The organism is Enterobacter dykesii, assembly GCF_008364625.2.
Classification (GTDB): Bacteria; Pseudomonadota; Gammaproteobacteria; order Enterobacterales; family Enterobacteriaceae; genus Enterobacter; species Enterobacter dykesii.
This window is the reverse complement of the sequence record NZ_CP126604.1, coordinates 2,986,719-3,006,899: the sequence shown is the minus strand read 5'-3', so window position 1 is coordinate 3,006,899 and position 20,181 is coordinate 2,986,719. Positions and strand designations below refer to the sequence as shown.

Below are 20,181 nucleotides of genomic sequence, written 5' to 3'. Positions count from 1 at the left end.
AACCTGGCAAAACATGTTCAACAACGCAACGAACAACAACCGCACCCAGCAGGGAGAAACAACGATGGGCAACAAAAAAACTGACACTTACGATGTCATTTATTCCAGCATTCGCCGGATTACTAAACTACGCACGCCAGAAGGTGAAATTCGATTCACTGCCACGATGAAGTTGATTTATGCATACATCTGGACGTTTCAGGAGAATAAGGATCGTGGAAATAATGATCCCATTCATACCAACACCAACGTTATTGCGTGGGAGATGGGCGTATCAGAAAAGACTGTGATCGATGCTCTTAAGGCGCTGGATGATGCAAAGGTGGTTATAAAGCGTACTGAAAAAGTGCGTGGTAACGTTAATTCAAGTAACTACGTGGCGATCCCCCCTGCGTCTGTTGCTGCCCTGGGGATTACTCCACCACATCCTAACGAATCAACATCCAAGCCTAAGAAGAAAAAAGCAGCAGAGCCGACAAACGAGGAGAACAAAGGCGATGACGAGCAGGCACAGCAGCAAGAACACGGACAGCAATCCCCTGATGTGTCCCCCACGGCGAGTGAACCTGTGCAACAGGCTGATAGTGTGGCCTCTGCATCTGCCGAGGATGATCCTGAACAGCGATCTGGCTTTTCACAGCCTGCTAGTGATAGCAGCGATGATGTTTCCGCTCATGATGCGGTGAACAGTTCGGAAACGCCACAGCGTGCCGACATTTTTGATCTTAAGCTCTGGCGCGAAAATGGTCCCGATGATTTCGGATTTATGGAGTACGGTGCTGAACACGGTGAAACCGATGTTGACAGGGTCGTAGCTCTGATCGATCAGCATTATTTTGAAGCACTGAAGCAGATAACGATCTTCGATGAAGATGGTGTGGTTACTGAAGAGTTTATCAATGCCCTGAGCGGTGACGCTGCCCCTAATCGTAATGCTGACGGTTCGTTGCAGAGTATCAAGTACGTTTATTGGGTTGCTCGACATTCACAAGATGAACGTGAAGGCATACCTGTACGGACACGCGAGGAATACATGGCAGAAGCCGGGCCGGAACACATCCCAGCGCACCTGTTGCCAAAAGAGCACCGAGCCGAAACCTGAACCTGTGTATGATTTATCTGAGGCAGATCAACCATTCTGATACTGGAGGAATATTGTGTGAGAAAGTAACTGGCAACAGCCAGACAACCAACAGCCTGACGGCTGAATCCCTTACGGTGCGAAGCACTTTACCAGAGGTAAACACCTCCGGTGCTGAAGCCCCTGATTTGTCCCGTTTTTACAAGGCCCGCTCTCGTGATACCTCACTGATCGAGACTGCTAAAAAAATGCTCGTTCACGGTTACACCCCAGGCAAAACGGCGCTGCTCCTACGTTTGCCGTATGACCTGGTAAAAGGCCTTTACGATAACTCGTGGAATCCTCGCTGTCGTAAGATAAGCAATACCAGTCAGTATGCCACTAAGCGAATGGCCCGAATGTACTACGAATCCGGCGCAATGCTGGCAAAAATCTGTGCTGACCTTCAACTGCCTCTATTCACCGTGGTGACGCTGCTTAAGCGTGAAGGAATCACTGAAAAAGAAATGGCATCTCGAATGCCGGATCATACTGATCCGTTGTTTGTGGCCTATCGTGAAACAGTCGCCAGAAAACAGAAGAGCCCACAGCGACGTTCACCCCGCCTGCACTACTAATACCCTAAAAGGGTTAACAGCAATTGCCTTCAGCACCGGAGGTGTTTACCTCTGGTAAAGTGCTTCTCACCGTTAGCTGTTAATCGCCTTGCGATGCACTGACCCAACCCCACATCGGGGGCCAATGAACCTTGAAACAATCACTTCTTACCTGCCCGTTGTCTGGCTGGCGTATCGTTGCGCCCGTGATGGGCTGATCCTCTTGCTGCGAAGCAGTGACGTTGCCCGTCATCGCCTTGCGACAAATATCCTACTTTGGAGACTCCATAAAAATGAAAAACGTAAACGACATCCGCGCCGATATTCTCGCCGCAATGCAGGCCGCTGCCGAACCGGAGAGCGGAGATCTGAATAAAAGCGCCGATCAGGTGTTGGCTGATGCTATCGAGGGATATCTGACCGCTTCGACTGCAACAGCCAGCAAATCAGCCCCGAAAGCAAAGACCATAAAGGAAAAAGGGATCGCTCTGTGCCACCAGGCCCAAGGTTATAGCGCTAATCTGCGTCCGGTAAGTCTCATGATGAAGGCCGATGTTTCTACACTCACACCTGAGCAGATCGAAGCCCTCAAGCGTCTGGGGTACGCTATCAATGGCGGTAAACTGGAGGCTGAATGAGTGGCTCTAATAAAATTATCGTTTCGACTGTAAATGAAATCCGCTTCGAAACCGACAGCGCGTCATACAAACGTAGCCTTCAGAAAATCAAATCGCTTAAGGCAGCTCACGAGAAGCCCGCTAAAGCGCTGGAGAAGGCTCAGAAGAAAGTGCAAGTCTCTGAAGGCAAGGCAGCACTTGCCGCAGCGAAAGCCCAGACAGCGAAGCTTCGACAGGCTGAACAACTGTCTAAACAGCAACAGAAACAAGCTCAGATACAGGCCAAAATGGAGCGGGACGCAGTAGCCCACGCCAATAAAATGACATCACTTCAGTCTCGCCAGTTATCTCAGCAGGAGCAGAAACAAGCGCAGAGTGCCAGACTAGCAGCTATATCTGACAAGGTGAGACAGGCGAGTCGCTCCCGTGCAATGACCTACAACCCTAACATGCTTGGAGTTCACTCCGATCCATCTCTGGTGGCACGTCAAAATGCAGCGATGAACCGTGGTCACGGCGCTGTTGCTGCTGACATCGCAGCCACCAAAAAGGCGATGGCCCTGGAGGAGAAGCGCCAGCGTGAGAAAGAGGCAGGTCTTAAGCGCGAGGTGACTTATTACAACAGTTTGCGCCGTAGCGCTCTGACCCTGGCTAATGTGAACGGCGCTGACGTTGCAACCCGTTACAAGGCGATCAGTGCAGCAAAAGAGGCACTCAAAGCCCAGAAAGAATCGCGTTTCACCACCGAAGAGACCCGTTTTGAGGTGGCCCGTATCACAAAAGAATTACGCAAGCATGCGAGGCTGCAACAGCGTATCACCCGTGAGCAGAAAGCCGCAGGTGTTCGTGCTGGTCGTGTTCGTACAAAAGGCCAAGGAGGACGTGTCGCTCTTGCCGCTGGTGTTATTGGTGGTGCGTCGCTGATAGGTGGCATGGGCGTAGCTCGTGTTGGTCAGACCCTCCAGGGGAGTCTTGAACGCTCCAGAGAGGCGCAGCAATTAAGGCAGTATGACATTAGCCAACTTGAATTTAATGCTATCCATGACGTTGTACAGAAGCGTACAGGGTACGACCTGACTGTAGATAAGTATGCGTCCATGAATAAGGATTACTTCGAGAAAGCAGGTGAGCTAATAAATACCGGTTCCTTTAAAACTAACAAGCAAGGGGTAACAACATTCAGCGGAGGTGGTGAACTTGCCGATCTGGTGAATGCAGTTCTTAGCAAAACCAACCAGCGAACAGCCCAGAAGGTGATCGGTGAACTCCAGAAATTAGACATGGGAACCTTTGTTACATACGTCCGGCAGTTGGGAAAACAATTTGCTTGGTCTGAAAACTCCATGCGCCATTTTTTGGAGGCGATCGATGACGGATCGGTGCTTCTCAGCGGGCTTACAGGGGAGGGTGATGAGGTTATTGCCCGTATGCGTCAACTCGCTTCTGAAGGATGGACCCTATCTGATGCACAGCAGGCCAACCTTGATAAACTGGCGGCGTTAGGTGCTGAGTACAACCGAGTGCAAACCAGCCTTGCAGATCATTTCTCAGCCTCGTTTGTTGAAGGCCTGGGGCAGTACGCTGCCAATACTGACACTCTACGTCAGAATATGACTGGACTGATCCCAATTTCCGATGCCCTCGGCGTTGCCCTTGGTGAGCTAACCACCAACATTCTCTCATTCGCTGGTCGAGTCGGTGAAGAACTCAAGAAAGGCGCAACACTGCCGGATGCAGTCTACAACACCGTTGTGGATGACTCTGCGAATAGCACCGCCGATTGGATTAAGGAAAAGACAGGCTTCGATCCTCGTAGCATCGGTCAGACGCTTAAGCAGATTTACCCGTGGTTGGATAGTTCAGCACCAAGCAATATTGGCTCAGGCACGGCGTATAACGATCCAGCGCTAGCATTAAACGTTCCTGGCCTGAACTATCTAACAACCCAGGAACCAACGTTTACGGTTCCGACAATTGACAGCATGACGCAGCGACAGCCGATTCCTGTTGCGGTCACTGGCGAAGCTGAGATTAAACTCTCACCGCTTGATATTAACGTGAATGACGGCGCTATTAACGGTTTGATTGATACCAAGATAAGGGAGAACAACCACGCGCAGAATAACCTCATCCTTGGGATTGCAGACTAAAATCATCGTTCCGTCAAAAATGACGCATTTAACGGCCCTCTCTCGTGTGGGCCAATTTGCTGCGTCATGTTATTGTTTTTGCTGTTGCAAATGATAATCATTCGTGTTAAAATAATATACAAGGTGAATTACAACAGCCAAATGTTTTTCCCTTCTCCTTAGGAATCAAAGTGCGCTTTTCCCAGAGCGCCTTTTCTCATACAGCCAATATCCGCACCCTCTCACGGTAAGGTTAGGCCATTGCCGCTGGCTGTATCAGAAAAGCATCGTAGAACGATTAGCAACGTATGTTGCTAACCCGTAAACGGATGTAGAAGAATTTTCTCCGACCTTGGATCGGGGATTTGCCAAGCCTTTCATCCTCGGAAGGCCGTCTTGCCAGACGAAAACTGGCATTGAGTGCGGCAGCGAAGATATGAGGTCTCCCGCTGCTGTACTCCCTCATTCCTACTGTCAGAAAATAATAACATCATCGTTATTTCTCCTACCTCCGGGCGAGATCACTCTCGCTTCGGCTTTTTTCTGACAAAAACCAAGCATAAGTTTAAGCGCCTTAACTGGCGTTTTTCTTGCCTGCCGTCTGACGAATATGTCGGATGTACAAACAATATAAAAATCTATGGAGTTAATGATGATTGTATCTTCTGAAGAACGTTCATTCCGGGATGTCGTAATTTACCGTGATGATCCCGTCTTTTCACACAAGACCAAAACCTTTGCCACACTAGCGGTGGATGCGGTTCCCGGAACATTGCTCACCTCCACAGGTGAGGCATACGCCAGCGGTAGCGATCTGCTAATCGCTCTTGATAGCCACAAGGCAGGCTCTAATGTCCCTGTGATTGTGGTTGACCGTGGTTGCGTACTGAATCGAGCCGGATTGATTGGCACCGATGCAACCGCCGTTGCGAATGCTATCGCTCAAATTGAGGCCTCTGGCCTGAATCGTGTTTCTGTTTCTGAATAATAATAACGATAAGGACATCAAAATATGACAATTTCTACCTCTGGCTTCAAAGTCAAATATTTCACTGGTGCGTATAAAGAGAAGTTTGGGGATAATTTCCTGCTTCAGGCGCTGGATATCTTCAAAGATAAAACTTCTCCACTACCTAAGCTGGAGATCGACGAGCTTCATGAAAATATGCAGGCCGTTTCTTCTAGCGTTAACCGATATTCGACAGAAGTTGATTCGACAGAACGCCCACTTGGAAAAAACCGCCTGATTGAAATTCCACATTTTGTAACTGTTGGAACGGTGAGCGCTGCTGACTTCCAGTCACGCCGCCGTATCGCGACTCAGCGTCAGACACTACGTGATGAACTAATTTCTGATGAGGGTATTCGCCAGTATCTGAAATTCCGAGCCACAAAAGAGGAATATCTCGCTCGTGCATTATTCGCCGGACAGGTTTTATCACCGTATACTCAAGATCGCCCCATTTTGGATTTTGAAAATGAATTCGGTCAGACCGTAGCAACAGCTACCGTAGACGCTACCAAAGCAGGTGATGGTCCGTTAGAGGATCTGGATACCGCTGCAAATAACATGCGTTTTGCTCTTGGTGGTTGGCTAAGTTCAATGCGTGGTGTGGTTGTTCTGTGCTCTCCAGAAGCATACAAGGCGATCAAGTTCCATCCGTCTATGCTGACCCTGATCAATCATGGTGTGCTGCCAGATAGCAATCTGTTTAACGGTAGTGTTAAGGAAAGTCTGCCAGCATTCCAGGCGATGACAATTGACGGGTTGACCTTTGTTAATACTGGTCTGCTGTATCGTGAATTCATTCCGGCTGGAGAGGCCTTCATGGTTCCGGTATTCGGTGCAAACAATCTCGTTGGCAGCGACCTGCAACCCTTCGAAATTTACCACGGGCCAGCATCACGAGATGCGCGTCTAGCGGCAGAGGAAGCTGAGAGTCAATTCTTCCAGTATTCGTGGGAGGACCACCTGCACAATACCACTGTCCAATCCGAGTACGGTCTGCTGCCGATTTGCTATAACCAGTCAATGATTACCCGTCTAACGGTGAATACTGCTGAGGCATAACCAAACGGCTGTTTTCGGGGAGCGATTTGCTCCCCGCCGCATTTATAGATGAAGAGGGGAAAGATACCCGTTAGCGGGGTTGCCTCCGGCAAATCTCCAGAGGAGATACACAAGAATGAGAATTACAATTTCAGGTGTTGGTGGGCTGCCTTTGGTGGTTTCACATGTCAAGACTCTAGAGTATAACGACCTGATTAATGTCAGTGGGCTATGCAGGGCACTAGGAGATATTCCGCGCTCTTCATTTCTCGATAAGGTCGAGCGACTTGGGCTTGAGGGGGCTATCAAGCATTACCTCAACCTACAGCGACAACGAAAACTGAAAACATAAGAGCCGGGTTAATCCCGGCTTTTTTATAGCAATTTTTTAACCTTGTGAAACGGGACTGATTTGAAAAGGTATCCTTGAACTCCCCAAATACCAACCTCCTGTAGAAGGTCGAGATATTGTCTGCTCTCTACGCCTTCCACCACTATCTTCTCGCAGTACCGCTTTATGTTTTTTATCAACAAGGGAAATGTGGGTTTATCAATTTGCTCATTGAAGAAATGACGGTCAATCTTCGCCACTTCGAAGTAACCCTCAAGCAGGCTGGCAACATTTGCATTTCCGGCTCCCAGGTCATCCAGCCACAGTGAGTTAACACCCTGACATAGTGATTTCAGAATCGGGCTTTTAAGCCCTTGCTCAAGACCAGGAAATTCTTCAGAAATTTCAAGTTTGATAAACGGCATGGAACTGACAGTTAGCTGTAACAAACCGTCATGCCTTAAGAGTGTCGCCATATCGTAGTCAACATTGAGCGAGCAGAACAACCCGTGATGCTCGAACCAGTCCTGCTTACTGGCTATGACCCCAAACTGTTTGTAGAGAAAAAGGCGTTTCTGATCGAAATCCCATCCTGAAATGACAAACGCTGGGTGAAGGGGTCGTTTGGACTCTGAGACAAACCGCGTAAGAAGTTCGACTCCTAACAGCTTACCTTCAATGTTCATGATGGGTTCAGCAATGAATTCAGAGTGCATGTTACGTTCCAGTTGAGTGATAACTGCCTGATAATGCACCTTTAAAAATTATTGATCAATAATAACGATCAATAATAAAATAACGATCGATAAAAACGATAGATGTATCTTTTTGAAATGTAATGACAATTTATTTTTAAGATTAATCTTGTGTTGAGAAACAAGAGCAGGTCTTTTTCATCACATTCATATCTACGGGTTCGAAAACGACGAAAGATCACAACTAAACGAGGCTGGGGAAACCCGGCCTTTTTGTCGTTTGAATGTGGGACACAACGTGGGACACAAACTGGGACACAGAGCATTTTTTATGGTTGAGTCTTTGGCTTTCCGCTGGCATGATCCAGAACAGGGATTAACGGGACGTTAATCGCAAGCTTTTGATTCTGTTTTATTTGACTCGGGGTGCCCTTCTTTGTGAAGGCTGAGAAATACCCGTATTACCTGATCTGGATAATGCCAGCGTAGGGAAGTCAGATGCCTTCCCGGTCATCGCTTCTTCACGCAAGGCAGGAGCGAACCCATGCAGCCTGACCTGCTCGATTTACACGTTTTACACCACTTCCGAACCCGTTCTCCGCTGACCCACTGTATGACCAACGATGTCGTACAGACCTTCACGGCCAACGTTTTGCTGGCGCTTGGCGCATCACCCGCGATGGTGATTGAGGCCGAAGAGGCTGAACAGTTTGCCAGCATCGCCGATGCGCTGCTGGTTAACGTTGGTACGCTGACCTCGCCGCGCGCCCAGGCGATGCGTCGCGCAATAGAAAGCGCGGTGGCGGCAGGCAAGCCCTGGACGCTGGACCCGGTTGCCGCGGGTGCCCTTACGTTCCGCACCCGTTTTTGCCATCAAATCCTTGCCCTGAAACCGGCCGCCATTCGCGGCAATGCCTCAGAGATTCTGGCCCTTGCCGAAATGAGCGCGGGCGGGCGCGGTGTCGATACAACCGATACCGCAGCCAGCGCGGTGCCCGCTGCACAGGCGCTGGCGCGCCAGACCAATGCCGTTGTGGTCGTCACCGGTGAGGTGGATTACATCACTGACGGGCAACGCACCCGCACGGTAACGGGCGGCGATCCGTTGATGACGCGCGTAGTGGGAACCGGATGCGCGCTTTCTGCCGTTGTGGCGGCGAGCTGCTCGCTGCCGGGCGACCGGATGGATAACGTCACTGCCGCCTGCGGATGGATGAAGCGAGCCGGAACGGTGGCCGTTGCGCAGTCACGCGGGCCAGGCAGTTTTGCCAGCGCGTTCCTGGATGCGCTCTATACGCTGGAGGAGCAGCCATGAAACGGATTAACGCCCTGACCATTGCCGGCACCGATCCCAGCGGCGGCGCGGGTATCCAGGCCGATCTCAAAACCTTCTCGGCCCTTGGCGCGTACGGCTGCTCGGTCATTACCGCGCTGGTGGCGCAAAACACGCGCGGCGTGCAGTCGGTCTACCGTATCGAGCCGGATTTTGTTGCCGCGCAGCTGGATTCAGTGTTCAGCGACGTGCGCATCGACACCACCAAGATCGGCATGCTGGCCGAGACGGACATTGTGGAAGCGGTGGCGGAGCGGCTTAAGCGCTATCAGGTGCAAAACGTGGTGCTGGATACCGTCATGCTGGCAAAAAGCGGCGATCCGCTGCTCTCCGCCTCCGCCGTCGAGACGCTGCGCAATAAGCTGTTGCCGCAGGTGGCGCTTATCACGCCCAATCTGCCGGAGGCCGCCGCGCTGTTGGGCACATCGCATGCGCAAACTGAACGCGAGATGAAGGAGCAGGGATACGCGCTGCTGGCGATGGGCTGCGGGGCGGTGCTGATGAAAGGGGGGCATCTTGACGACGCTGAAAGCCCGGACTGGCTGTTTACCCGCGACGGCGAAGTACGCTTTACCGCGCCGCGCGTGCAGACCAAAAACACCCACGGCACGGGCTGCACGCTCTCCGCCGCGCTGGCGGCGCTGCGCCCGCGGCATGACGGCTGGGCCGATACGGTGCGCGAAGCGAAAATCTGGCTCTCGGCGGCGCTGGCAAAAGCCGATACTCTGGAAGTGGGTCACGGTATTGGGCCGGTTCATCATTTTCATGCATGGTGGTAACCCAGTATACTGGCAGGAAACACCACGCCTGAGAAAACAGAGATGGAACAAGCGCATACCCGGTTAATCGCTCAACTGAATGAACGGATCGCCGCGCCTGACAACACGCCGCTGTACCTGAAATTTGCCGAAACGGTAAAAAACGCGGTGCGCAGCGGGGTGCTGGAGCACGGGAATATTTTGCCCGGCGAGCGCGATCTGAGCCAGTTAACCGGGGTGTCGCGCATCACCGTGCGAAAGGCGATGCAGGCGCTGGAGGAAGAGGGCGTGGTGACGCGCTCCCGTGGCTATGGCACGCAAATCAACAATATCTTTGAATATTCGCTGAAAGAGGCGCGCGGCTTTTCCCAGCAGGTGGTGCTGCGCGGCCAAAAACCTAATACGCTGTGGGTCAACAAGCGGGTGGTGAAATGCCCGGAAGAGGTCGCAAACCATCTGTCGATCCCTCCGGATAGCGAGGTCTTTTTGCTCAAGCGCATTCGCTATGTGGATGACGATGCGGTGTCGATTGAAGAGTCCTGGGTCCCGGTTGGGCTCATTCCCGATCCGGATGCGATTGGCATTTCGCTGTACGACTACTTCCGCAGTCAGAATATTTTCCCGCAGCGCACCCGTTCACGGGTCAGCGCCCGCATGCCGGACAGCGAGTTTCAGGCGCACATTAAGATGGACGAAAAAATACCGGTGCTGGTAATCAAGCAGGTCGCGCTTGACCAACAGCACCGGCCGATTGAGTACAGCATCAGCTACTGTCGTAGCGATCTATACGTCTTTGTGTGCGAGGAGTAATTCCTCGCGAGTCGGGGCGCAGTCCCCGCCGCGGTGGCTGACTACCCAGGACGCCACGGCATTCCCCAGTAGAACGGCGTCTGCCAGTGACCATCCCGCCGCCAGCCCGGCAAGCGTTCCGCCCGCGTGGCTGTCGCCAGCACCAATGGTGTCCACAACCGTGGCCGGGAACGGCGGAACAATGCCCGAGGCGTCACCGTCATACCATGCGGCGCCGTCTTTATCATGCCGCACAATCAGCGCGGCGCCGAAGCGATGCTGCCACTCCACACCCAGGTTTTCAGTCGCGACACCCAGTCGTTCAGCTGCGATCTCCGCTTCCTGACGATTAAGCGAGACGATCGGCCTGCAGGCCATAATCCGCGCCATCAGCGCGTCGGGAATATCCGCGATGCGGGGGCCGAAATCGATAAACGCTGTCACGTCCTGCAACCCCTCCAGCCAGCGCGTCAGCAGCTCGCCGCACGAGGAGGCGAGCTGATAGCCGGATAAATAGACCAGGCTGTTCGACGGGACGTTGAGCACATCAAGCCAGCGCTGCTGCCACTGGTTCTCCACGCCGCTAAAGGACATAAAGGTGCGCTCGCCGTCTGGCTCCACCAGCGCCAGGCACCAGCCGTTATCGCCGGTTTCGGCCTCGATGGCGCTGTGCAGATCCTGCTTCGCCATCGCGTTGCGGATAATATCCGCCCAGACGCCGTGACCGACGGGCAGGGCGTTTTGCGACGCAATGCCGAGCCGTTTCAGGGCGATGGCAATGTTCAGCGCGCAGCCGCCGATATTCACGCTCTGTTGTTTGAGCTCGATATCGCACCCGCGCCAGGGCAGGGCGTAGGCGTCGGCGATGACGTCAATCACCGCCGCGCCCAGCACCGTCACCGGGCGCGCGGCGTGCAGGGTGTCGAGACGTTGGGCAAATGAATTCATACGCCCTCCCTTTGCTCCCGGTAGTGCAGCAGTTTCTCGCAATAGTGGCCGAAATCGAGCCGGTTGACGGCGTCGAGTTCGGCTTTGAGCACCGGGTCAATCGCCTGGACGCCGTGGAGCGCGCCGCAGATGGCCGTCGCCATTGCGCCAATGGTGTCGGTGTCGCCGCCCAGATTGGCGCATAAAATGGCGCAGCGGTTCGGGTCGGTTCCCGCCAGTTCGACCATCGCAATGGCCGCCGGAACGGACTCAATGGTGCTGGTTCCGGCCCCCACGAGCTGGTAAACCTGCTCGCTGGCGGACTCAACCCCGTTGGCTTCCCGTACGGCCTTAAGCGCCAGCTCAATACGTGCCGCCAGCGACGCGCTGAAGGTGGTGGTTTTCGCCTCCTGCGCATAGCGGGCGATACCCGGCAGGGCATCGACGATGTTCTGCCAGCTTTCGCCGTCGACGGCGCGCGAAACCGCCCAGGCAATCACCACCGCGCCGGCAATGGCGAGGTCCGATTTATGGGTCGGGCTGGAGGCCAGCGCCACCTGCTCAACAAAGTGTTCCAGACGCGTAGCCGGAAGCAGGCAGCCCAGCGGGGAGGCGCGCATCGCCGCCCCGTTGGTTACGCCGTTGTTGTCCAGTTCGCTAACCGGCTTGCCGTCGCGAATCGCATTAAGCGCGATTTTGGAGGTCGGGCCGAGCACGTTCTTATTAAACGCGTCGAAATCGAGCGCCCAGCGCAGAATATGCTTGCCGATAACGTCCGCGTTAATCTCCCCGTCGCACTCGATGAGCGCGTCCGCCAGGCACAGCGCCATTGAGGTATCGTCGGTGAACTCTGCCTGTTTGAAATAGCAGGCCGCATTATTCTCTGCCGGGCCGGGTAAAAAGCGGTCGATCCAGCCGAAGTGCGCTTTGACGCGCTTTCTCGGCCACAGCTCCGACGGCATGCCCATCGCATCCCCTAACGCCTGCCCGTAAAGGGCACCGAGAACACGTTCTTGTTTCATTTAACTTCCCCTTGTGTCAGCGCGGCATCGCCATCAACCACCGCAATGGCGGCGATCTCTTTATCCGATTCGCGGAAAAACAGCATAAACAGCACGGCAATCACGGCAATCATGATTGCACCAAACGTCCACATTCCGGCCCAGTTGAAGGTCAGCCCATTCACCGGCTCTTTGTAGGCGAACATTTTTTCCATCATCACGCCGCCCAGGCGGTAACCCAGCAGGCTGCCAAAGCCCTGACAGCACAGCGTAATCAGACCCTGCGCGGCGGTACGCATATGCACCGGCGCTTTTTTGTCCACGTAGATATACGCGGTGACGTAGTAGAAGTCATAGCTCACGCCGTGCAGCAGAATGCCGAGGAACAATAGGGCGTAGGTAAAGTATTGTTCCGCTCCGCCGTAAACAAAGAACCCGTAGCGGATGGCGGCGGTAATCAGACCCAGCAGTAAGACCTTCTTAATACCAAAGCGTTTGGTAAAGAACGGCAGGGCGAGCATAAAGAAGATTTCGGAGAACTGGCCGAGCGTCATCCAGCCGGTGGCGTTTTTCATCCCCACTTCGGTGAGGTAGCCGTTGGCGAAGATGTAATAGAAGGCCAGCGGCATGGCGAACAGGAACGAGCAGAAGAAGAACACCAGAAAGTTTCTGTCGCGCAGCAGGATCAGCGCGTCCAGCCCCAGCATCACTTTGAAGTCCAGCTTGCCGGTACTTTTCGGCGGCGTATTTGGCAGGAACAGGGCAAAGACGCCGAGCAGGGCGGAGCTGGCTGCCGTCATCAGCAGCGGGATATTGGTGTCGGAAATATCGCTGTAGCCCAGCATCTGCGGCAGGAACCCGCACGCCAGCCCGGAGGCGATCCAGCCGATAGTGCCCATCACGCGGATACGCGGGAAATCGGCCTCGACGTCGTCCACGTTGGCAAAGGCGATACTGTTGGTCAGCGCGATGGTCGGCATATAGGTCAGGGAGTAAACCAAAAGCAGCGGGAAGAAGGTGCTGAACTGGGTTTGCTGCGCGGCGAAGTACATCAGAATCGCGCCGGCGAACATCAGCACTGACAGCACTTTCTGCGCGGCGAAGAAGCGGTCCGTCAGCGAGCCGACCAGAATCGGCGAGAGGATCGCGGCAATGGCGGTACAGGCGTAAGACCAGCCGATTTCCCCGGCGGTAAAACCGCTTTTGCTCAGCCACAGCCACAGCGGCACAAACCATGCGCCCCAGATAAACCATTCAACAAACATCATGAATGACAGTTGGACTTTCGTTTTCATTTTATAATCCTGCATGTCAGAGAGGGTACGCCTTTAACATACCACTCAATAATACCTTTTAAATACCTTTGTGGCGATTGTTTGATCAATGTAACAGTTTTGTTGTACACGAATCGAGCCAGCAGATTGTGCTGAAAAAAAAAGCAAAGAGTGGAAAATCTGTTAAGTCGGTACCAGGCTTAGTCTGCCCATAAAAGATGGGACTGGATAAACACACACCGACACGACGTCGGACTTACGGGAGTATCACATGACTGATATTGCGCAGTTGCTTGGCAAAGACGCCGACAGCCTTTTACAGCATCGTTGTATGACCATTCCAGCCGACCAGCTGTATCTGCCTGGTCACGACTACGTTGACCGCGTGATGATCGATAACAACCGTCCGCCTGCTGTCCTGCGAAATATGCAGACGCTTTACAACACCGGGCGGCTCGGCGGCACCGGGTATCTCTCTATCCTACCGGTGGACCAGGGCGTTGAGCACTCTGCGGGCGCCTCTTTTGCGGCGAATCCGCTCTATTTCGATCCGAAGAACATTGTTGAGCTGGCGATTGAAGCGGGCTGTAACTGCGTGGCGTCTACCTACGGCGTGCTGGCCTCGGTTTCGCGTCGCTATGCCCACCGCATTCCGTTCCTTGTGAAGCTGAACCATAACGAAACCCTTAGCTATCCAACCGAATATGACCAGACCCTCTACGCCAGCGTCGAGCAGGCGTTCAACATGGGCGCGGTGGCGGTAGGGGCGACGATTTACTTCGGCTCCGAACAGTCGCGCCGTCAGATTGAAGAGATCTCCGCGGCGTTTGAGCGCGCGCACGAGCTGGGCATGGTCACCGTACTGTGGGCATATCTGCGCAACAACGCGTTCAAGAAAGACGGCGTGGATTACCACGTGTCTGCCGACCTGACCGGGCAGGCGAACCACCTGGCGGCGACCATCGGCGCGGATATCGTGAAGCAGAAAATGGCCGAGAATAACGGCGGCTACAAAGCGGTGAACTTTGGCTACACCGACGATCGCGTTTACAGCAAGCTGACCAGCGATAACCCGATCGACCTGGTGCGCTACCAGCTGGCGAACTGCTACATGGGCCGTGCGGGGCTGATCAACTCCGGCGGCGCGGCGGGCGGTGATACCGACCTGTCAGACGCGGTGCGTACGGCGGTGATCAACAAACGTGCGGGCGGCATGGGGCTGATCCTTGGACGCAAGGCGTTCAAGAAATCGATGGCCGACGGCGTGAAGCTGATCAATGCGGTTCAGGACGTCTATCTGGACAGCAAAGTCACGATTGCCTGACGGCTCTATATCCCTCTCCCGGTGGGAGAGGGCATCATCGCGCACCGTGTGAAACATCAGCGCAAAAGCACGCAGTCCGGCGGTAGCCGACACTGCAGCGCGCCGGGCAATACCTCAATGCGGAACTGCGTTCCGCTCAGCGGCTCTCCGTCGAGGTTAAAGGTCATCCCGTGGGGAGCATTCACTTCAAACCACGCCGATTTCCCGGCGATGATATTTGGACTCTCTTCCGGCTGCGTCAGCGTGGTAAACAGCGCGGGCAGCAGGCCGTCGCCCGTGAAAATACGCAGCTGAAGCTGTCCGTCATTAATCAGCGCCTCCGGGCAGAGCTGCTGTCCACCGCCCGCCTGACGTCCGTTGCCAATCCCAATTACCAGCGCGTCACCCTGCCACTGAAAATCCTCGCCGCGAATTTCGCATCGGTCAGGCTTGAGGGTGTCCATGCGCATCAGGCCGTGGATCAGGTACGACACGCCGCCCAGCGCCGCCTTCAGCTTTTCCGGCGTTTCGCTGGTGATGCGCGTGCCAAACCCGCCGGTCGCCATATTGATAAAGCAGGTTTTATCATTCACCTGTGCGATATCCACAGCGGTGGCCTTGCCGAGGATCGCCAGCTGAAGCGCCTTCTCCAGCTCTTCCGGGATCCCGGCGCTGGAGGCAAAATCATTGGCGGTGCCGAGCGGTAAAATGCCCATCACCGGCCGGTCTGCTATGGGCAGGTTGATAAGCGCAGAGGCGATCTCATTGATGGTACCATCGCCGCCGCCGGAAATGATTGTGCTGACGCCAAGCCCGAGAGCTTCATTGATATAGCGTGCCGCGTCGCCTTTTTCCCACGTCACCCGAACGTGAATGCGCGCGCCATCGTCACGCAAACCTATGATGGCCTGACGCAGCAGATCGTTGCCCGCACTTTTGCCATTGAGAATCAATAAACTGTCTGGATAGGTTGCCATCCGCGCTGCTCCCTTTTTTAGCGTTAGTAAGAGTGTATAGCAGAGAGGAAAAAAGCGGGTAAGAACAGGATGAAAGGAACAAAATATGCCCGAAAGCGCGTTACACTCCAGCGATGATAGTAATGTAATCACAAGAAAGTGATGATGAATAAAATTTTGGTAAGCGCGTGCCTGATGGGCTTTAAGGTTCGTTATAACGGAAGTGAAAAAGCGCGAATGAACGAGCAGCTCATTCGCTGGCAGCAGGAACAGCGTCTGGTTATCCACTGCCCTGAACTTGCGGCCGGGCTGCCTGTACCTCGTCCTCCGGCAGAGATTATGTCCGCTGATGGCAAAGACGTAATGCGCGGGCAAGCCAGAATTAGGGAAAATACAGGGCAGGACGTGACTGAGCAGTATCAGCTTGCAGCCTGGCTCGCGCTACACGCTGCTCAGGAGTCGGGGTGTAGCGCAGCGCTTTTAACCGATGGCAGCCCAACGTGCGGCAGTCAGTTTATTTTTGACGGATCGTTTCGCGGGATCCATAAAGCGGGGAGGGGTGTTGCTGCATCGTTGCTCGCAGAGCATGGGATAGCCGTCTTCTCTGAGGGGCAAATCGACGAACTGATTGCCTGGGTTGAGGAGAGAGAAGGCAAAAAAATAAGCCCGCGTAAGGGAGATTACGCAGGCTAAGGAGGTGGTTCCTGGTACAGCTAGCATTTATGGGTTATGTTTTTCAGCGGGGGGATAATACCCGTATTGAACGAAGCGGTATGTGATCCGATTCTAAGAATTATCCCAGCGCGAAAAAATTTCCCTGATTAACTATTTGCCGTGTGGGTTTCGGGTGCTTTCACCGTTGAAGTTACGCATCAGCAGCGCAAACTTCAGCTCCACCTCTTCCGGAACCGGCAGCCAGACGGTATGCCCGTCGCCCGGCGCCACGTCAATCGCCTCGCCTTTGCCGTTTTCCAGATGTTCCAGCGTGAAGTTCATGTTGCCCTGCGGGGTCATCAGCTCCAGGCTGTCGCCTTTGGTGAATTTGTTTTTCACCGCCACGGCCGCCAGCGCGCCTTTGCGCTCGCCGGTGAAGTCGCCGACAAACTGCTGGCGCTCGGAAACGGAGTAGCCGTGCTCGTAGTTCTGGTAGTCATCGTGAGTATGACGACGCAGGAATCCTTCGGTATAGCCGCGGTGCGCCAGGCCTTCCAGAGTTTCCAGCAGGCTGGTATCGAACGGTTTACCGGCCGCCGCATCGTCGATGGCTTTGCGGTACACCTGCGCTGTGCGCGCGCAGTAGTAATAGGATTTGGTGCGGCCTTCGATTTTAAGAGAGTGCACGCCCATCTGTGTCAGACGCTCAACGTGGGCGATGGCGCGCAGATCTTTCGAGTTCATGATGTAGGTGCCGTGCTCGTCTTCAAAGGCGGTCATGTACTCGCCCGGACGTTTGGCTTCTTCAATCATAAACACGCTGTCGGTTGGCGCACCGATGCCCAGCGTAGGCTCAACGTTGGTCACCGGAATAGGCTCGTGCTTGTGCACGATATTACCGACGTCATCCTCTTTGCCTTCCTGGACGTTATATTCCCAGCGGCAGGCGTTGGTGCAGGTGCCCTGGTTCGGGTCGCGCTTGTTGATATAGCCGGAGAGAAGGCAGCGGCCGGAGTAGGCCATGCACAGCGCGCCGTGAACGAAGATTTCGATTTCCATATCCGGCACCTGGGTGCGGATCTCTTCAATCTCTTCCAGCGAAAGCTCGCGGGACAGGATGACGCGGGTCAACCCCATCTGCTTCCAGAACTTCACCGTCGCCCAGTTGACGGCGTTAGCCTGTACGGAGAGGTGAATATCCATCTCCGGGAAGTTCTCCCGAACCAGCATGATTAAACCCGGGTCCGACATGATCAGCGCGTCCGGCCCCATATCCACAACGGGCTTCAGATCGCGAATGAACGTTTTCAGCTTGGCGTTGTGCGGCGCGATGTTCACGACCACGTAGAATTTTTTGCCCAGGGCATGCGCTTCGTTGATGCCGAGCTGCAGGTTCTCGTGGTTGAATTCGTTGTTGCGCACGCGCAGCGAGTAGCGCGGCTGGCCCGCATAAACGGCGTCGGCACCATAGGCGAAAGCGTAACGCATATTTTGCAGCGTTCCCGCCGGGGAAAGGAGTTCCGGTTTAAACATGTTTGTTCTCGTTCTGATGACAGGTCAGATCCGCGTGCACCAGGTGCAGCGGTAAGGGGAGATCCCCCACTTTAAGGGCGGGCATTGTAGCGCTGCGGGACAGGGAGGTAAAGTTGAAAAAAATCGTAAGTTACAAAACCTTTAATATGTTATTTTCTAAATATAGTAATATAATTAATAGAAGTAATAATACCATTAACGATAATGGTTTGATTGCATCCTATCGAAAGTATGTTGCAATATACTTTCTTCATTAAATATTATATTGGTTTCCGCTACAGAGGGTTGGCAATATATAATTGAATTCATAAAACGGATAAAAGTGTTAAAGATATTTTCTGAATAACCATTAACTTGTTTTGCATTAATTAACTCTAAAAGATCTGCGTAAGATAATTCTTTATGTGCGTGAGAGCCAAAAAAAGCAATTTCATTTTTTGAAAACATGGGGGTTCTTTTTTCAGCCATCAAAGAAAGAATATAAGTTCTTACGCACCAAGCAATTCTTTTATTCACAACTGCCCAGTTTGTGATAGATTCGCGATGCCCTAAAATCATAGACCCCATTAAGTAAGAAACTTTTTTATCTCGTGCGTAAGAATCCTTATATGTGAAACAAGTGCAAAGCTTTTTAAATAACAATTCATTTGTTAAAGGTATTCCTTCATTTACAATGTGCAATGCAAATAGATTTCCTGATTGCATCATCTGAGACATGTCATGCTCGGAATAGATTGCAAGATTAATTTTTTTTACATTAATCATTTCGGGTTGACTATTCTTTACAATCCCAAGTAAGTCCACGTCTGAATGGCGGTCGTCATCCCCTCTGGCATGAGAGCCAATAACCACTAAACAATCTAAGGGAATGTTATCAATAATTTTTTTCATAGTCTATTAATGCTTATTTTGTTAATCAATGACGGAATCGCTACAGCATACCAAAAAAGTCCCATAAGCATGTTGCTTAATATGGTAAATTGTTTAAATAGCCCATCAGTATTAGATATGTGTTTAGTATACCCGGCAAGGAAAGTAATATCAAAGCTTTTAATTATAGAAGACATAATGTAATAGTATCCTTCAACATGAATCTTTTCAGTAATACCGTCACTAGATTTATAAGTAACATATCCTAAATCCATTATAGAATAAATTATTGAATAAACAAAAAGTATGCATAACCCTATGAAAAACATGCGCTGTAGACTTCCACCCCATCCATTTATAAATCCGAATAGTTGAGTGATCTTTTTTTCTAAAGGCAGCGCTAAGTTTTTTAGGTAAAAAGCCATTACTTTTAAAAATTCTTTGGTTATATATTTTGTCTCTTTGTTTTTTCTTGATTTAGAGTATTTTTTCTTGCTTTGAATATTTTCCATCGACTCCATAAGTGAATTTGTATTATAGTGTTGCTTCTCATTTAATTTTTGTAGATATAGGTTTTTAACTGAGTCATAGTACAATTCATCATTTGCGCAAGATTGATTCGATGCCAGAATTTTCCGTGATAATTTCACTATGCTTTTTGAAAGTAAGTATTCCTCGATATGTTCTTTCTTATTTTTGCTCGCATATAATTCTTTTTTTTCAATATATGGTTTATATACATCCTTAAAGAATTTAGTAGCATTGATTTCAGTGTTTTCAAATGAAGTCGTACCGCCACTCAAAGAGATTCTATAGAAAATGCATCTGGAGTCGAAGACGCATCTGAAAAATTTAGATTGCGAAAATGAACATGACTCAAACTTACAATTTTTGAAAGAGGTGTCGTTGAACTCACTAAATGAAAAATAGCATTCATGGAATTTGCAATCTTGGAATGTTATTTTTTTTCCGCCATTATTGCCTGAGAAATCACATTTATCGAAATCTACTTTATTCACTAGAAGATTTTTATCAGGTGAGGTTTTATTACTTTTAATATCCTCCTTTTCAATTGATATATTCTGTTCGGAAACCGTATGCTGCGTTGAGCGCATGCCAAAATAATCACTTATAATTGAGTTTGTAAAGGTAGGGGCTGATATATCATAACAAACATCCCAAAAATTTTCTTTCCTGTGTTTCCTTGCTGTTTTGAGGAATTTTTTAAATTGTGGTGTACGTTGCATCAAAACCCCAGCATATTATTACATATGGTTTAATTGA

The 20,181-nt window shown here is 51.8% G+C and carries 19 protein-coding genes and 1 riboswitch; of the genes, 11 read left to right on the top strand and 8 right to left on the bottom strand.

Annotation, left to right across the window (positions count from 1 at the left end):
- The first annotated feature begins 13 nt into the window (after positions 1-13).
- The 6 genes from F0320_RS14380 to F0320_RS14355 all read left to right on the top strand — a co-directional run bounded on the left by F0320_RS14380 (position 14) and on the right by F0320_RS14355 (position 6,494).
- Positions 14-1,102: a hypothetical protein gene (locus F0320_RS14380; RefSeq protein WP_149323824.1), complete on the top strand. Its 1,089-nt coding sequence runs from the start codon at positions 14-16 to the stop codon at positions 1,100-1,102.
- A gap of 8 nt (positions 1,103-1,110) precedes the next feature.
- Positions 1,111-1,698, top strand: coding sequence for a hypothetical protein (locus tag F0320_RS14375; RefSeq protein WP_149323823.1), 588 nt, complete (start codon positions 1,111-1,113; stop codon positions 1,696-1,698).
- Positions 1,699-1,970: 272 nt separating this feature from the next.
- Positions 1,971-2,315 carry a hypothetical protein gene (locus F0320_RS14370; protein WP_202815419.1) on the top strand — a complete coding sequence of 115 codons (345 nt, stop codon included), beginning with the start codon at positions 1,971-1,973 and terminating at the stop codon, positions 2,313-2,315.
- Positions 2,312-4,444 (top strand): chemotaxis protein, encoded by a 2,133-nt coding sequence (locus F0320_RS14365; RefSeq protein ID WP_149323822.1) that lies wholly within the window; start codon positions 2,312-2,314, stop codon positions 4,442-4,444. The genes F0320_RS14370 and F0320_RS14365 overlap by 4 nt, the downstream gene beginning before the upstream one ends.
- Positions 4,445-5,072: 628 nt before the next feature.
- Positions 5,073-5,411 (top strand): hypothetical protein, encoded by a 339-nt coding sequence (locus F0320_RS14360; RefSeq protein WP_228553234.1) that lies wholly within the window; start codon positions 5,073-5,075, stop codon positions 5,409-5,411.
- Between the two features lie 24 nt (positions 5,412-5,435).
- Positions 5,436-6,494, top strand: coding sequence for a major capsid protein (locus F0320_RS14355; protein WP_149323821.1), 1,059 nt, complete (start codon positions 5,436-5,438; stop codon positions 6,492-6,494).
- A 354-nt stretch (positions 6,495-6,848) separates the two neighbouring features.
- On the opposite strand, the gene F0320_RS14350 is transcribed toward F0320_RS14355, so the two are convergent.
- Entirely contained in the window at positions 6,849-7,520 is a 672-nt protein-coding gene (locus F0320_RS14350) for an EAL domain-containing protein (RefSeq protein WP_149323820.1), read from the bottom strand.
- A 391-nt stretch (positions 7,521-7,911) separates the two neighbouring features.
- Positions 7,912-8,008, top strand: a riboswitch (TPP riboswitch).
- Between the two features lie 35 nt (positions 8,009-8,043).
- Here F0320_RS14350 and thiM point away from each other — a divergent pair.
- From thiM to F0320_RS14335, 3 genes are read left to right on the top strand one after another with little or no spacing between them, the layout of a single operon-like run.
- Positions 8,044-8,814 (top strand): hydroxyethylthiazole kinase, encoded by a 771-nt coding sequence (gene thiM, locus F0320_RS14345; RefSeq protein ID WP_126330738.1) that lies wholly within the window; start codon positions 8,044-8,046, stop codon positions 8,812-8,814.
- Positions 8,811-9,611 (top strand): bifunctional hydroxymethylpyrimidine kinase/phosphomethylpyrimidine kinase, encoded by an 801-nt coding sequence (thiD, locus tag F0320_RS14340; protein WP_126330736.1) that lies wholly within the window; start codon positions 8,811-8,813, stop codon positions 9,609-9,611. The genes thiM and thiD overlap by 4 nt, the downstream gene beginning before the upstream one ends.
- A gap of 42 nt (positions 9,612-9,653) precedes the next feature.
- The gene (locus F0320_RS14335; protein WP_023312428.1) at positions 9,654-10,400 is read left to right on the top strand and encodes a GntR family transcriptional regulator; all 747 of its coding nucleotides are present in this window, start codon (positions 9,654-9,656) and stop codon (positions 10,398-10,400) included.
- Here F0320_RS14335 and F0320_RS14330 read toward each other — a convergent pair.
- From F0320_RS14330 to F0320_RS14320, 3 genes are read right to left on the bottom strand one after another with little or no spacing between them, the layout of a single operon-like run.
- A complete protein-coding gene (locus tag F0320_RS14330; protein ID WP_126330734.1) occupies positions 10,374-11,327 on the bottom strand; it encodes a PfkB family carbohydrate kinase in 954 nt (317 codons plus the stop codon). The genes F0320_RS14335 and F0320_RS14330 overlap by 27 nt on opposite strands.
- On the bottom strand, positions 11,324-12,328 hold the full coding sequence (locus F0320_RS14325) for an ADP-ribosylglycohydrolase family protein (protein WP_126330732.1): 1,005 nt from the start codon (positions 12,326-12,328) through the stop codon (positions 11,324-11,326). Before F0320_RS14325 ends, F0320_RS14330 begins: the two co-directional genes overlap by 4 nt.
- Positions 12,325-13,602 (bottom strand): nucleoside permease, encoded by a 1,278-nt coding sequence (locus F0320_RS14320; RefSeq protein WP_033145997.1) that lies wholly within the window; start codon positions 13,600-13,602, stop codon positions 12,325-12,327. The genes F0320_RS14325 and F0320_RS14320 overlap by 4 nt, the downstream gene beginning before the upstream one ends.
- A 250-nt stretch (positions 13,603-13,852) precedes the next feature.
- Between F0320_RS14320 and fbaB the strand changes: the two genes are divergently transcribed.
- Positions 13,853-14,905, top strand: a complete 1,053-nt coding sequence (fbaB, locus tag F0320_RS14315; RefSeq protein ID WP_023312424.1) for a class I fructose-bisphosphate aldolase — start codon at positions 13,853-13,855, stop codon at positions 14,903-14,905.
- Positions 14,906-14,961: 56 nt separating this feature from the next.
- Here the strand turns inward: fbaB and yegS are convergent, their stop codons facing one another.
- Positions 14,962-15,861: a lipid kinase YegS gene (gene yegS / locus F0320_RS14310; protein ID WP_126330730.1), complete on the bottom strand. Its 900-nt coding sequence runs from the start codon at positions 15,859-15,861 to the stop codon at positions 14,962-14,964.
- Between the two features lie 141 nt (positions 15,862-16,002).
- On the opposite strand from yegS, the gene F0320_RS14305 reads away from it, so the two are divergent.
- Positions 16,003-16,533: a DUF523 domain-containing protein gene (locus F0320_RS14305; protein WP_126330728.1), complete on the top strand. Its 531-nt coding sequence runs from the start codon at positions 16,003-16,005 to the stop codon at positions 16,531-16,533.
- A gap of 132 nt (positions 16,534-16,665) precedes the next feature.
- On the opposite strand, the gene yegQ is transcribed toward F0320_RS14305, so the two are convergent.
- From yegQ to F0320_RS14290, 3 genes are all read right to left on the bottom strand, one after another.
- Positions 16,666-18,027, bottom strand: coding sequence for a tRNA 5-hydroxyuridine modification protein YegQ (yegQ, locus tag F0320_RS14300; protein WP_023312421.1), 1,362 nt, complete (start codon positions 18,025-18,027; stop codon positions 16,666-16,668).
- 195 nt (positions 18,028-18,222) lie between these two features.
- Positions 18,223-18,918, bottom strand: coding sequence for a nucleotidyltransferase domain-containing protein (locus tag F0320_RS14295; RefSeq protein ID WP_126330726.1), 696 nt, complete (start codon positions 18,916-18,918; stop codon positions 18,223-18,225).
- The gene (locus F0320_RS14290) at positions 18,915-20,144 is read right to left on the bottom strand and encodes a pentapeptide repeat-containing protein (RefSeq protein WP_126330724.1); all 1,230 of its coding nucleotides are present in this window, start codon (positions 20,142-20,144) and stop codon (positions 18,915-18,917) included. The genes F0320_RS14295 and F0320_RS14290 overlap by 4 nt, the downstream gene beginning before the upstream one ends.
- Positions 20,145-20,181 lie beyond the last annotated feature (37 nt).

Bases quoted from the DNA above. Each gene is read 5' to 3' on its own strand.
- F0320_RS14380 (WP_149323824.1), top strand. From the start codon at position 14: ATGTTCAACAACGCAACGAACAACAACCGCACCCAGCAGGGAGAAACA.
- F0320_RS14375 (WP_149323823.1), top strand. From the start codon at position 1,111: ATGATTTATCTGAGGCAGATCAACCATTCTGATACTGGAGGAATATTG.
- F0320_RS14370 (WP_202815419.1), top strand. From the start codon at position 1,971: ATGAAAAACGTAAACGACATCCGCGCCGATATTCTCGCCGCAATGCAG.
- F0320_RS14365 (WP_149323822.1), top strand. From the start codon at position 2,312: ATGAGTGGCTCTAATAAAATTATCGTTTCGACTGTAAATGAAATCCGC.
- F0320_RS14360 (WP_228553234.1), top strand. From the start codon at position 5,073: ATGATGATTGTATCTTCTGAAGAACGTTCATTCCGGGATGTCGTAATT.
- F0320_RS14355 (WP_149323821.1), top strand. From the start codon at position 5,436: ATGACAATTTCTACCTCTGGCTTCAAAGTCAAATATTTCACTGGTGCG.
- F0320_RS14350 (WP_149323820.1), bottom strand. From the start codon at position 7,520: ATGCACTCTGAATTCATTGCTGAACCCATCATGAACATTGAAGGTAAG.
- thiM (WP_126330738.1), top strand. From the start codon at position 8,044: ATGCAGCCTGACCTGCTCGATTTACACGTTTTACACCACTTCCGAACC.
- thiD (WP_126330736.1), top strand. From the start codon at position 8,811: ATGAAACGGATTAACGCCCTGACCATTGCCGGCACCGATCCCAGCGGC.
- F0320_RS14335 (WP_023312428.1), top strand. From the start codon at position 9,654: ATGGAACAAGCGCATACCCGGTTAATCGCTCAACTGAATGAACGGATC.
- F0320_RS14330 (WP_126330734.1), bottom strand. From the start codon at position 11,327: ATGAATTCATTTGCCCAACGTCTCGACACCCTGCACGCCGCGCGCCCG.
- F0320_RS14325 (WP_126330732.1), bottom strand. From the start codon at position 12,328: ATGAAACAAGAACGTGTTCTCGGTGCCCTTTACGGGCAGGCGTTAGGG.
- F0320_RS14320 (WP_033145997.1), bottom strand. From the start codon at position 13,602: ATGAAAACGAAAGTCCAACTGTCATTCATGATGTTTGTTGAATGGTTT.
- fbaB (WP_023312424.1), top strand. From the start codon at position 13,853: ATGACTGATATTGCGCAGTTGCTTGGCAAAGACGCCGACAGCCTTTTA.
- yegS (WP_126330730.1), bottom strand. From the start codon at position 15,861: ATGGCAACCTATCCAGACAGTTTATTGATTCTCAATGGCAAAAGTGCG.
- F0320_RS14305 (WP_126330728.1), top strand. From the start codon at position 16,003: ATGATGAATAAAATTTTGGTAAGCGCGTGCCTGATGGGCTTTAAGGTT.
- yegQ (WP_023312421.1), bottom strand. From the start codon at position 18,027: ATGTTTAAACCGGAACTCCTTTCCCCGGCGGGAACGCTGCAAAATATG.
- F0320_RS14295 (WP_126330726.1), bottom strand. From the start codon at position 18,918: ATGAAAAAAATTATTGATAACATTCCCTTAGATTGTTTAGTGGTTATT.
- F0320_RS14290 (WP_126330724.1), bottom strand. From the start codon at position 20,144: ATGCAACGTACACCACAATTTAAAAAATTCCTCAAAACAGCAAGGAAA.